Below are 13627 nucleotides of genomic sequence, written 5' to 3'. Positions count from 1 at the left end.
TTATGCTTTTTTAGAAACAGATGCAAAATTTTTAATAATTACAATTGGCGTCATTTGGTCATCATTGCCAAATGGATTGTCAATCAAAATTCGAGCAATTCGCTTAGGGTCCATGCCACGGCTTTTGCCGAGTACAGCAGCTCGTTTCAAGTCATTTACGTCAGCTACAACAGCTCCATAACTACCTGTACGCTGTACAATATGCTCCGCTACTTTATCTGGATCCTTAGGCCCATATACAATATGTTTGTCAAATGGTGGCATAGTACCAGTTACATCATCAGTTAACGATGCCTGACGAGCTAATTGGTAAAATACGCCAGATTTTCTAAACACTTTAGCAATAGCGCCAATAATAAATGCGCCTAATACTTTCCATTTACCATCTAATTCCATAGCGGCCTGCATGCCATAAATAGATGCCATAGACCCTTCTGGCGGAATAAAGCGGCTAATCAAGCGAGCTTGCCAAGTTGGTTTTAAATCTTCTGGACGTGTAAAATGCCCTTGTGTAATAGCCACTACTGATTCAGCGACACATACAATATCTTCTGGTCCAATAATATCCCCTGCATAAGCTACAATTGCATCTGCAATATCATCGCGATGTGTCAAAATGCGCGTTTGAACAGGGATTAATTGTAATTCTGCCATTATACATCTCCTCCTATCGTAACGCGTGCTGTAATTCTTCAGCAGTTAAAACAATGCGATTTTTTGAAATATGCCAATCAGAGCGACCAACGACTTGGTACACAATATCAATATTCATATCAGGGAAACCAGCTAAATCTTTGTGGATGTTGCCATTCTTCGCATTGAAGATGAGGCGCAAACGCACTATGCCACCTTTGTGCGCTTCAATAATTTGCGCTTTCCAATAGCCATCATGACGTTCTGCATTAGCATCAGTAGTCCAAGACTGAATCCATACATTGTCAAACTGCTCTTGTGGCATTAAATGACGTGGGTATAAATCCATAATCGTCCCATTTTGACGCCCTTTGTTAACAAAGGGAATATCGCAAACTAAAGTAACCTGATGGAAGTTGATGTCTTCTACTTCAAATTGCGTGCGGCGCTTTGTGAGCATAGTAATTTGCTCATCCCCTTGGCGCCAAGAATAAAATCGAAACGCTAAAAATACAAGTGCAATAATAACTATAATCGCTACTATTACATTAATTAATGTGTAAATGTACATACTGCCACTCCTTACAGTGTAATTGACGCAACGCGTATTCAGCCTATAGTGTTATCTCCCGAATAGAAAATTCACCAGCTGGAATTAAGCGCTCTGTCATTCGTTTTGCTAAGTCAATATCTTTAGTAAAGCAAATGTCTAAGTTACCTTTTGTGCGTTTAGGATTTAATAAATCATGACCTTCTAATAAGCCCTTCACTTCTTGAGCCGTTTCATAAGAAGGATCTACATACACAACTTCAGGACCTGTAATTTGCTCCATTAAAGATTTTAAAAATGGGAAATGCGTACAGCCCAGCACAATAGTGTCTGCACCTCGGCCTGTACTATCTGCCAAATAGTCTTTCACAATACCTGTAATCATTTCGTCATTTGTATGCCCAGCCTCAATTAAATGAGCTAACTCTGGACAAGCTTGTTCATACACTGAAACTTGAGGTGCCAATTGAGCCGCTTCCTCTTTATGCTTGTGACTATTAATTGTCGCCGTAGTAGCCATAATAGCAATAGACTTTTGAGGGCTAATGTCAATAGCCGTACGAACTCCTTTGCTCACACCGACTACAGGAAATGAAAAGGTTTTCTGTAATAAATCTAATGAAACCACCGAAAATGTATTACAAGCCACAATGGCCATCTTAACTGGCACAGTATTTAAAAAGTGACCAATGCGCATAGCAATCTGACTGATTTCTTCATTAGGTCTATTACCTACTGGATTATTAGCATTGTCGCCTACATAAATAAAGTCTTCATGCGGAAACATAGTGCGTAATACCGATAATACGGTTAATCCGCCAATACCGGAATCAAATACGCCAATTGGTAGATTTTGTTTATTACCCCGTTGCTCTCTCGCTTGCATCATAATTAGCTCTCCTTCGCTTTGTCTGCCATAGGCTTGTAATAGGTATCAGGAAGACGTATAATTTTGCCCGTTTCCTTATCAGTGAACACATTTTGCGTTTCCCCTATAGCAATTAAAGCGCCATCGGCTTCGCGTAAAATGCGATATGTAAATACACATTGTGCTCGACTGATCTTGGACACGGTCACTTCTACAGTCAAAATATCATCAAAACGCGCTGGCTCCTTATATTCACAAGTTACTTTAGTGATTGGAAATACGATGCCATCATTCATCATATCCCACAAGGTGATGCCACAAGCACGGAAAAATTCTACGCGTCCCATTTCAAACCAACGCAAGTGGTTTGTATGATGGACCACTTCCATCATGTCCGTTTCATAGAAACGAACCCGTAACGATGTGGTAAACATAATTAACTCCACCTCTTGCCATAATAAATAATCTAAATTTCATTGTACGCCACTCACTGAATGGTGTCAAACATTTATTGTAATCCCCCATGGCCCAAAGCTATGCATTGTTCCTTAGTAATTTTATAATCTGCGGCTAATCGCGGTAAAAATACATCAAATGCAGTAGGCTTACTAAATAATACGCCACCAGGTAAGCCCATAATCGGTGTACCATCTGCTAAATACGCCATGCATACCATAGAACCTGGCAATACTGGTAAACCATAGGTAATAAACTCACTACTTACTTGGCGAATCGCTCCTGGCGTCAAGTCATCAGGATCTACGCTCATGCCACCAGTACAGAAAATTACATCCACATCACTGGCTTTAACACGCTCAATAGCTGCCACTATGGCGTCTGTATCATCGGTTACAATCTCATGTGCCACTACAGTCATGCCATACTCAGCAATGCGCTCTTTAATAATTGGTGTAAAAGCATCCGCTATACGACCTGTAGCCACCTCGCTACCAGTGGTCACAACGCCAACGCGAGACCGCGTATAAGGCAAGACCTTAAGAATAGGCTCGCCATTCCATTTTGACTTGGCCTCGTCCCATTGCACGCCGTCTAGCATTAAAGGAATGCAACGCATGCCGGCCACCACTTCGCCTTGCTTTACCGCTTGCCCATGCCATTTCGTGACAATTGTCAAATCACCAATGCTATTGATACGTAATAATTCAGGCAGGTCGATAACTAATAGCCCATCCCACTGTGCAATAGCCTCAATTTTACCTTCTCGAACTGGTGTAGGTAATATACTTTCGTTAGCACATAGAGAGTATAAATGCGCTGCCACATCTTCTTCATGTATTTTATCTGTGTCCGACTCATCCATAACAAAAATATGCTCTTTCCCCAATTCTAATAAAAAAGGAATATCTTTTTCTTCAAGGCGATGTCCACGGCGAAAGGGCGTATCTTTTACCTTCCCGATTACTATGCGAGCTATATCATGACAAAGCACTTCACCAATAGCCTCTTTTACATGAACTTTTTTCATCGTACGTCCTTTCCATTCCGAATCAAATAATACAGTCTATATAATCCTTGTCTTATATTTTACTATATATATAAGATTAGATATAGTTTTTTATGCTCTTATATGTAAATGTTTTTCACACTTATGCATATATATGTACAAAATCCATCGCATCTAGCTCTAGTTTCAAGAACTGTGATACTTAATTTTAAACGCACAAAAGCCTCGGCGTTAACCGAGGCTTTTGTGCTTGAGAAAAAAGAGAGAGAGAACATTTGAATCACATTCAAATGTTAAGGGGCTTTGGGGGTTGCCCCAAGATATGATGTTCATCACATCTCATAGCAATTATAACAAACTAGTTTGAAATTGTAAACATCAGTTATGCAATTTTTGCATTTTTTTATTCTATATTTTAAAAATTTGTCTCTATAGAGAAAACTTTTTCATTATATATGTACAAAAGTCTTTTTACAAAAATCATTTTGCAAAATTTGTCTTTTCTAATTGGATTACTCTTTGCTCCCGAACTTTTTAGCGCGCAAATCAGCATGTGCTTTTTTAAACACAAAAGCATTGCGAATATGCTCGCGCATAGCTTGTTCAGCCTCTTCAGGATTGCGATGACGAATAGCCTTCATAATGCGATCATGCTCCGTATTACATAAATCTGTCCGGTCTTGATCCATCGTGCTAATGTACATGTCGCGATTGACCATTTCCCGGAATTCGCCTAAATAGTCCATAACGCGATCATTGCCAGAAAAGAAGGAAATCAATGTATGGAAGCGGCTATTAATTTGAACGCGCTCTTCTGCATTTGTTGTAGCCAAGCAAGCATCACATACAGCCTGTAATTCCTCAACTTGTTCATCAGTACATACTTCTGCGCAAAGACGAGCACCTAAGCCCTCCATAACTTCACGGCACTGATACATGGCAATAATTTCCTCTGGAGTATACCCTTTAACAGTTACACCCTTCCAAGGCTTAATTACCACTAAATTATCTTTAGCAAGCTTACGAAATGCCTCTCGAACTGGCGTAGCACTTACATTTAATTGCTCCGCAATTTTCACTTCATTAAGCTTCACCTGTGGCTTCAATGCGCCTGTTAAGATAGCCTGCTTTAAAGTCACATATACTTGTTCACTAAGTGGCAAGCGACCAATCGAGTCGATTGTGTTCAATTGATACTCTTCTTGTTTACCCATATTGACCCTCATCTTTCATTCTTCAACACGCCCTAACTGAATTTTGATTTACTAATGAGCAATAAAAGAATAAAACTTCCGTTCTTTTAAATGACAGCTTTCACAACTTATAATATAATATATAGGTAATACAAAAAGTAATTAACGTGCCCTTACTATTCACAGTCTATATATATCATTATAATATTAATTTATTACATTATATCTACAAGTACGGGGTACGTCAACTTATGACACGGGAGAGTTTATATGAGTCGTTGCTTAATCATTATTAATCCCGTCTCTGGAGGGGGGCGGGCTTGTCAGTATGCCATGGAACTTGAATGGCAACTGAGTACCCTCTTCGAACATATGGAAGTAAAATTTACCACCAAAGCTGGTGATGCCACTGCTTTTGCCAGAGAAGCTACGAAAAGCGGATATGACTCCGTATTTTGCATGGGCGGGGATGGCACCATCAATGAAACCGTAAATGGCATTGCCCAGGGGGGCGGAACTGCCAAATTTGGCTTTATCCCCGTTGGAACGGTCAATGATATGTCTCGTGCCTTGGGCATTCCACTAGAGCCTCTAGCGGCCATTAGAGCGCTTAAACAGAGTAAAATTAGACGTGTTGACATCGGCCGTTGCAATGATCAATACTTTTGCAATAACATCGCCGCTGGTGTGATTCCTAAAGTGGTAGAGGAAGTAACTCCAAAAGAAAAACAATTGCTAGGACCACTCGCTTATTTTGTGAAAGGTGGCCAAGCCCTGTTCACCACCAAAGACTACAATTTCCACATCAAAGCGGAGGAGCATGATTTTACGGTGCGCTCGCCACTAGTTTTAGCCTTGCTCACCAATGTGGTGTCTAGCTTTGAAAAATTTATGCCTGTAGCTGCTGTCGATGATGGCTACATGCGTATTATTATCTTTAAAGAGTATTTTCTCATGGACGTGCTTCGCATTGTACCATTAATTTTGCGCGGCTCTATTTATAATTCTAAATATGTAACGATTTTAAAAGTCCGTAAGGCTCAAATCACTTTACTAGAGGATATAGAACTACCTACTAATATGGACGGCAACAAAGGCCCTTTAATGCCTGTAGATTTAGAAGTTTTACCAGGATTTTTACAAGTATATGTGCCTGATCGGCGCCGAAAATAAAGAAAAAGCCCTGCAGTGGATTTCCCACTGCAGGGCTTTTTTCTTGTTACCCGAAATATGGAACATGATAGTTGTAAGGGAATCCATAATCTATTAGGGGATTTAGGGATTGTTTACGGAACCCCCTTACAACATATCAAATTAACCTCGACCAGGAATAACGCGTACACGTTCAATTGTTGGGTTGCCATCTTGACATCCAGGACCAGTTAAACCAATAGCACCATCAGCACCATTAATAGCTACGCCAGACTTACTAGCAGCACCTTTAACTCCAATCGCACAGTCTTTACCATCTGTACCAGCAGGATCACCGATAGTAAGGTCATTAGCTAAATCAACTGTAATCTTACCTGTTTTAGGGTCCGCCGAGGTTGCAATGAGCTTTTGTACCTTTATCGACGGATAAGTCCATGCCTTTAGCTGTTAATTACTTAATATTATTTAGTTATTTTTATAGCATCGTGAATATTAAATACAAAAACCTCTTAATCCTAGATATGAGCCAAGCAGAAAGAACGCTAGATTAATTTTTTCTACTTGCACTCAATCACCTATGATTAAGAGGTTTAATACTATCTGTATTTAGTTTTATAACTTGATCAACTTTATTTCAAGGACTTTTCCATCCAAATATGAGGGCAACCTTCATCATCGAATTCATTCCCATATGCTGCATAACCTAATGTCTCGTAGAAGCCTTTCGCCTGTACTTGTGCTGCCAAACGAATGCGACTCCCCCCAATGGCCTTTATTTCTCTTGCTGCATCACGTAAAATATGAGCACCAATATTTTTGCCACGAAATGCTTTAACTACAGCGACACGGCCAATAATATAACCTTGTTTAGCTTCTGGTTCCGATTTAACAAAGCCTTCCGCTACAGCTTGAGTCTCCTTGCTAGTTATATCATGGACATCTTCTGCGGATTTTAAATTTTCTATAACATCCGTCGTTTTTAGGTCTTCGGTTCCATCTGCAGAATCTGTAGACTGTAAGACTTCTATCTCATCTGCAAAGTCTGTAGTTTCTAAATCTGATACTTTTGCACTTGTTCGCTCTTGTTCACTTTCTTGTTCCTCCGCTACATTAACTACAGGGTTAGATGCTGCAGATACAGAACTAGTCTTAGAGTCTGTAAGTACTACATCGTTTCCTTCTGTTGTATGCTTAGATTTCGTCCTTGGCAAAGTACGCCACTCTAAGCCATTATCATCTTCAGGGGACTCATGCCATTGAGCATTCCACTCACTACTAGGCAAATCTTGCCAACTTGGTAGCTGATTTTGCTCGCTAGAACTCTCTGAACTCTGATTCCCCTCGTCCGCACTAATTTCTTGATTTTCTTTTTGTTTTTTTGTATCTTCTGGCTTTTTTTGCGTTTTAATAGCTTCTGGCTCTTCTTGGCTTCCCGCTAGAGATACTTCTGTAGGTTCTTCACCATGACTACTGCCATCATCTTCGAAAAAACGACAAGTTCCAATAGGTATATTGTCTACAAACGCTACTATATGGGTTGCCTTCGCATCAATCTCGTCAAATTCATTGACAAAACCTTGTTCCTGCATAAACACTTCCGTTCGTACAGTCCGTGCTTCATCTGGCAATTTATGGTAAGTTCTGAATTCCAAAATCATCTATTTAAGCTCCTCGTCATTTTTTTAGTGTCATATATTATATCTATTATACTATGTGAAACCAAAGACTTGTAGCAAAATTATTTTTCTCAGTTTTACCACAGCCTTAGGGGGACTTTATTTAAACACAAAAGTATTATACAATTCGATTATTTTCTATGAATTAACATCCACATTTTAGATTAAATCTCTCACTTTTAAGATAATTCTATATTGTATACACAAGAGCCATCCCGAACATTACGCAATTTTACTCTATGCTTTGTTTGAATTTGAACAATGTCTTCAAGAAAAATAAAATAACAACTCCTACTCTGGGCAAATAGCCCCTCAACTTCTGTAAAGAGATAGTAGACCTATAGCACCTACACCAAAAATTGAGACAATAATTTTCTTCAAGAAATTGACTCTATCTTATCGATTGCGAATCATAGATGGAATAACACCTACAGCACAGAAAACTGTAAATACAATAAAGGAATATTGAATATTTACCAACAATAATTCCGACGTTCCTGGCGCCATCCCCGCAACTGTGCGTGATAGAATGGACGCCACAATAGCCATACTAAAGACTTGACCAAATAAGCGTACCGTACCAATAACGGAACTAGCAAAGCTAAAATATTTAGGTGGCACTGAACTCATAATCGCATTATTATTTGGTGCGGAGAACATAGCGAAGCCAACACCGATAATAATTAGGCTAGTAATAATTATAGCCATAGAACCTATATGGGTACCATATAAAATGACTACTAAGCCGGCTGCTATAACAGCCATCCCTATGGATGCCAAGAGAGCGGAACCGTATCGATCAGACAATGCACCCGTAACTGGCGATAATACAGACATAACGATGGACTGAGTTAATAGCACCAGCCCCGCTGAGGCAGAGTCATAGCCCATAATCATCTGCAAATAAAGAGATAATAAAAAGCCAATCGCAAATGTAGCACTGTAATTTAACATCGCTGCTAAATTAGAAAATGCAAAGGTCTTATTTTCTAAAAAGATTCGCACGGGAATCAATGGCTTTTCAACCTTCGCCTCATGCCAAATATACACAGCACCTACTACCAGGCCAGCGAGCAACGCATATTTAGCCCACCATTGGTTCACAATTTCAGACAGACCATACATAACAAGTATTAGTGTAGAGCCGTAAAGTAAAATACTAAACCCATTTAAGTGGCCTTCACTTGCTAATTTCCAGTTTTCTTTCATCCACGCTAATGTAAGCAAGAATGCGAGTGTTCCTAAAACAGCAATGAAGTAAAATATACTGCGCCAGCCAAATTGATAGTTTAAAAAGCCACCTACAACTGGTCCAACGGCCAAGCCAATATATACCACAGAAGCCACAAGCCCCATAGCGCGCCCTCGCTTTTCTACAGGATAGGCTTGCGCCACAATAGCCGTGCCCGTCGCAAATATCATGGCTGCACAAACACCTTGTAATATACGAAGCCCCATGAGCATTTCAATTGAATTGGTAAAATGGATTAAAAATGATACAACTGCAAACCCGCCAGTTCCCATAAGATACACCGAACGCTTGCCAATTCGGTTGGCCAATTGCCCCATAGGCAATACGCAGATAGCGCAAGTTATAAGAAATATTTCAATAATCCAACTTAAAGCGGACGTTCCAACTAGAAATTCACGCCCCATATCAGGTAATGACAATGTAATCGAGCTGCCACAAAAAGGTGTTAAAAATGACCCTATCATAACGGCAATTAATATTTTATTTTCTTCCTTTAAAGCCAATACTATGACCTCCCATTCAGCAGTATGTAATGAATTATCCCAAAACTAAGAATTCGTAAATAAAAGGACCTAGATAACTAAGGCTACAGATAAGCGCCTATAATGCAAGAGTTAATAAATTCTTACTATTAAAGGTGCCCTCTCAGAATGCCCCTACTCATCTAAGTCCTTTTTTATTTAATTATAAGCCCCCAGAAAACGCCCTACAGTATAGAGTATAGATTGTCTATAAATTTTATATAGAACACATACATGCACATACATCCATAGAGTCTAACTCTTCATTTGACTTATTGCCATCTACAAGTAAAGTTAATTTACTAGTATATGGATTTAACATCAACCCATGAATTTTAACATCACTAGGAATCAATGGATTTTGACGAAGCTGTGCTACTGAACGAATTACGTTTTGTTCAGAATGGCAGAAATTATTAGCCCAGCGATCCATTTCGCAGCGAATCATAGAAATAGCTTCTGGCTTAATGCCACGTTCTACCATGCGCTCAGCCAATTCATTAGGACATGTTTTTTCCATGCCACAATCTTCATGGCCTACGATAAAAATCTCTTTAGCGCCTAATTCAAAAATACTTACAATAAGACTGCGGATTACATCGCTAAACACATCGGTAATGCAGTTGCCAGCAACGCGAATCACATTAGCATCACCACGATCCACGCCCATTGTTTTTTCAAGCAAATCAACCAAGCGCGTATCCATACAAGTCAAAATAGCAATATGCTTTTGTGGCTTCTTTGCCGCATGAGAGCCTTCCTCACCATGTTCAGCTAAAATATTTTCTACATACGTCTCGTTTGCTTTTAACACATCATCTAAAAAAGACATGAATCATACCTCCTTCATCAGTAACACACCTGACTAATGAACCATATTTAATATAAAAAAGAGAAACACTTCAAAATATCTTACACCAGCCCATTCCTTTCAGGGCATACAAACCTCGATGTTTAAAACATTTAGAAATATTTCTCATTCACTATTAAACTCATGGAGCGGCCGATGGGAGTCGAACCCACCTCTACGGCTTGGGAAGCCGTCGTTCTACCGATGAACTACGGCCGCAAATGTCTTTCTATATTTTATCAACTTTGCAGAAGTTTGTAAATAAAAAAATCATCAACAGTACTTTACGAAGCCCCCTAGGGCCAAATAGTTCATATAAAAAAGCTCGCCAATATATTGACGAGCTTTAATTTAATCTCTTCTACGCACTCAAAATTATTTACACTAAGCGCTTGCGCATCCACACTTTACGGCGATGGCGTAACTGCATATAACGGGCACGATGGACAATATTTTTTAAAATAATAGCCACCATAATAAAACAAGCACCTAAGAATCCTTGTTCATCCATCACTTCACCAAGGAAAACAAACGCCATAACAGCGGCAAACACTGGCTCCATGGAATAAATGAGGCCAATCTTGGACGGAGTAATATAGCGTTGTGCAATCCCCTGCAAGGTAAAGCAAATAGCACTGCATACAATACCTAACCCTAAAACAGCCCCCCATTGCAAGCCAGTCTGCGGCAAACGAGGTTCTTCAAAAATAAAGGAACTAATAATGCTAAATAAAGCAATCGCTCCAAATTGCAAAATACTAACTAAGAAAATATCCTTATCGCGAGCAACACGACTCATAAGCAAAATATATATGGCATATCCCAAGGTTCCCCATAGACAATACAAAGCACCTATATCAAAGGATAAGCCTTCTTTTACGGTAAATAAAATAAGGCCAAAAAACGCTAAGGCAATACTCGACATAGTCATGCGTGAAGGCCATGTACGACGCCATAATCCTTCTAAAATAGGCACAAGCACCACTGTAGTGGTCCCTAAAAAAGCTGCTGTAGACGCCGCCGTATGTTTTACCCCTGTAATTGTGCCAAACAACGAAATATATACGAGAAAGCCTAAGCCAAAGCCTTTTAAAATTGTCTTCTTTGTACAATTCTTAAACGATTTATAAAATATAGGAGCCATACAGAAAAAGGCAATCCCAAAACGCAATGCCATTAGATTAAAAGGATCTACACCTGTTAGTGAAATTTTCATCAATAAATAGGACGAGCTCCACGCAAACGTCACAAATAACATCATCCATTCTGCTTGCTTAACCGACATAACAGACACCTCTGCACCTTACTCAATACGAAAGTCATACTTTTACAGATATTACAAAGAGTTTATTGCCATTAGACAATAAACTCTTTGTGTGATTTAGTACATCTAGTCTATACTAAGTAATTAGCAAAAACAACCTTATTTTTTTCAACTATTCTAAAATTTCATACAAAACTATGCCTTGTTCATCTGTAACGGACATTCAGCCAGAGCAATGAAATAGTAAAGTGGATTTGAGCTCCTTCTATAACTAAATAGTATAGTGTTAGCAGCCCCATTATACCTAACGGTATTACAATCCCATATAATACATACTGTATAGAATGATAGCCTTTTATATTAGCCAGCCTATTTTACAGCCTGAGCTTGACGAATTTTCTCTGCTATTAATTCCTTACCCACTCGTTGGTAATCTTCAATCATATGATTCACCAAATTCATAGCATGATCATCAATATCTACATAATTCATGCTACTCTTTAAATCTTTAATATATTCCGTAGTCGCTTCCAAAAGACTCTCATGACGCCATTTTAGTTTAGCCCCGCCAAAGAAGCACTCCCCTACTTCTATACAATCCGTGTCAATGTACATATCATAATCACTTAAGCTCGAATAGCTCCCACTTCTAAATTCTTTCATAATACCTGAATTAGTGCTATTTTCTTCAAATTCACTAAGTAGTTCTAAAAATGGATCTGGTAAAATTTCAAATTTAGTAAAATTTTTCGGTAATCCAGATTTTCCAATCGCTGCCGCCTGACTCTTAAAGTCTTTGAGCATAGTTTCAAACTTCTTATTTAACTCATAAATAAAGCCACCGCGCTCTTGTATATAGTAATGTCTTAATTTATCTAATTTATATTTTACAAACACTTCTAGAATAAAGCGACGATATTGGGAGTATACATAACGGTCAAACAGAGCTAGCGCTGCTTTTTCCGCTTTACTGCTACTAGAATATTCGTAATTGCTATAACTACCATAAATAGCCTCAGGAAAATCAACGCTATACTGATTGGCATCAAACTTTACGTCAGCTCGACTTATTTTTTGGATTCCCTGTAATTCTTTCGTAAGATCTGATTCTAATGTTCTAATCAAAGAGCCTATATCGGCCTTCACTACATTGGCTCCTTTTACAAGAGAAATGGCTTGTGCGGGACAATCAGCGATAATTTCTTTAGCTTTACTAAGTTGCTTCCCTTTTAATACTACCTTACTTTTAACTTTAGCCTTCCCTTCAGCTGTTTCTTCAACTAAATCAGCAGCGCCTAAACAAGCTCCACAGCCCACACATTTAGACTCATCAATATGTAAATACTCCATGATATCCTCCCACTTACCCTTGTAGTGCTTTTTGCATAGTCTGCCCAATTTCGACAGCAGTTTTAACTTCACGAGTTATTTCATTATCTTTTGTCAAAATTGGAGCATCAATGAGTTGTTTAATCGTCTGTACTAAATTCATGCAAGTCATGAGCACATCACGATCTTGTTGTGAATACGCACTGGCGTCATACCCTCGCTCAGCGATGAGACTCTTTGAGGTTTTAATACTACGGATTAAAAACACATTTAACTTTGCTACAATATCCGCTACAGCATGACATTCATTAATCATCAAATCAAAGCTAGTAGCAATATTTTCAGCTTGTTCATAAATTGAATTAGCTGCACGCAATTGGCGATTCGCATTCGCTAAATTCCGTTCTGCCTCTTTAGCTACGCCTCTACCAATGCCGCCAAAAACGCCAAAGATTAATGCCGTGGCAGCCTCTTTATCACTAAGGCCTGACCATGGTGTAAATGCTAAGGACTGATAGACAGACACATCATCTACAGGAACTAAGGCTTTACTCATATCTAAATGACTCGAGGTGTCGTTAAAGTTAATCCGCAAGATTTGGTTGTATACATCAACAAAATCCTTTATGGATGTGCTTAACACAGCCATTTTACGATTCATCACCTTACGAAGGGCCGTCTCTAACTCTTGTTCTTTATTTTTTACCAGTTCCGCTGCTAACTCTCGCCGCTCGTAAGCTCTAGCTAACTTTTTTAACGCTCGTTCATCTAAGCGCTCAGCCTTCTCAAGACCAGGAATACTAGCCGCAAAACCTGCCACTACAGCTCCCGCCACAATACCGACTAAAGGTAACATATACGTCCTCCCTTGCTC

General features: G+C 39.1%; 13 protein-coding genes and 1 tRNA gene. 1 reads left to right on the top strand and 13 read right to left on the bottom strand.

The genetic code is table 11. From position 1 onward, the window contains the following. From QZR90_RS02080 to QZR90_RS02055, 6 genes are all read right to left on the bottom strand, one after another. The gene (locus QZR90_RS02080; protein ID WP_295788221.1) at window positions 1-654 is read right to left on the bottom strand and encodes a coenzyme F420-0:L-glutamate ligase; all 654 of its coding nucleotides are present in this window, start codon (window positions 652-654) and stop codon (window positions 1-3) included. A gap of 13 nt (window positions 655-667) precedes the next feature. Then, the gene (locus QZR90_RS02075; protein ID WP_295788219.1) at window positions 668-1204 is read right to left on the bottom strand and encodes a hypothetical protein; all 537 of its coding nucleotides are present in this window, start codon (window positions 1202-1204) and stop codon (window positions 668-670) included. 43 nt (window positions 1205-1247) lie between these two features. Then, window positions 1248-2072: a glutamate racemase gene (gene murI, locus QZR90_RS02070; RefSeq protein ID WP_295788218.1), complete on the bottom strand. Its 825-nt coding sequence runs from the start codon at window positions 2070-2072 to the stop codon at window positions 1248-1250. A gap of 2 nt (window positions 2073-2074) precedes the next feature. Beyond that, a complete protein-coding gene (locus QZR90_RS02065; RefSeq protein ID WP_295788217.1) occupies window positions 2075-2485 on the bottom strand; it encodes a thioesterase family protein in 411 nt (136 codons plus the stop codon). A 74-nt stretch (window positions 2486-2559) separates the two neighbouring features. Further along, the gene (locus tag QZR90_RS02060) at window positions 2560-3537 is read right to left on the bottom strand and encodes a molybdopterin-binding protein (protein ID WP_295788216.1); all 978 of its coding nucleotides are present in this window, start codon (window positions 3535-3537) and stop codon (window positions 2560-2562) included. A 491-nt stretch (window positions 3538-4028) separates the two neighbouring features. After that, complete coding sequence (locus QZR90_RS02055; RefSeq protein ID WP_295788215.1) at window positions 4029-4730, bottom strand: GntR family transcriptional regulator; 702 nt, start codon at window positions 4728-4730, stop codon at window positions 4029-4031. A 249-nt stretch (window positions 4731-4979) separates the two neighbouring features. On the opposite strand from QZR90_RS02055, the gene QZR90_RS02050 reads away from it, so the two are divergent. Further along, on the top strand, window positions 4980-5882 hold the full coding sequence (locus tag QZR90_RS02050; protein ID WP_295788214.1) for a diacylglycerol kinase family protein: 903 nt from the start codon (window positions 4980-4982) through the stop codon (window positions 5880-5882). A 608-nt stretch (window positions 5883-6490) separates the two neighbouring features. Here the strand turns inward: QZR90_RS02050 and QZR90_RS02045 are convergent. From QZR90_RS02045 to QZR90_RS02015, 7 genes are all read right to left on the bottom strand, one after another. Beyond that, on the bottom strand, window positions 6491-7519 hold the full coding sequence (locus QZR90_RS02045; RefSeq protein ID WP_295788213.1) for a GNAT family N-acetyltransferase: 1029 nt from the start codon (window positions 7517-7519) through the stop codon (window positions 6491-6493). A 414-nt stretch (window positions 7520-7933) separates the two neighbouring features. Beyond that, window positions 7934-9292: an MFS transporter gene (locus QZR90_RS02040; protein ID WP_295788212.1), complete on the bottom strand. Its 1359-nt coding sequence runs from the start codon at window positions 9290-9292 to the stop codon at window positions 7934-7936. A 235-nt stretch (window positions 9293-9527) separates the two neighbouring features. Further along, a complete protein-coding gene (locus tag QZR90_RS02035; protein ID WP_295788211.1) occupies window positions 9528-10142 on the bottom strand; it encodes a carbonic anhydrase in 615 nt (204 codons plus the stop codon). A 163-nt stretch (window positions 10143-10305) separates the two neighbouring features. Continuing rightward, window positions 10306-10379 (bottom strand) — tRNA-Gly (locus QZR90_RS02030). A gap of 160 nt (window positions 10380-10539) precedes the next feature. Further along, complete coding sequence (locus QZR90_RS02025) at window positions 10540-11445, bottom strand: DMT family transporter (protein WP_295788210.1); 906 nt, start codon at window positions 11443-11445, stop codon at window positions 10540-10542. Window positions 11446-11793: 348 nt separating this feature from the next. Continuing rightward, entirely contained in the window at window positions 11794-12774 is a 981-nt protein-coding gene (locus tag QZR90_RS02020; protein WP_295788209.1) for a ferredoxin, read from the bottom strand. Between the two features lie 13 nt (window positions 12775-12787). Continuing rightward, entirely contained in the window at window positions 12788-13609 is an 822-nt protein-coding gene (locus QZR90_RS02015; protein ID WP_295788208.1) for a hypothetical protein, read from the bottom strand. Window positions 13610-13627 lie beyond the last annotated feature (18 nt).

Origin of the sequence: uncultured Veillonella sp., assembly GCF_900545795.1 — a bacterium.
Taxonomy (GTDB): Bacteria; Bacillota; Negativicutes; order Veillonellales; family Veillonellaceae; genus Veillonella_A.
The sequence above is the reverse complement of the archived record's forward strand: the minus strand, read 5'-3'. Positions and strand labels throughout refer to the sequence as shown.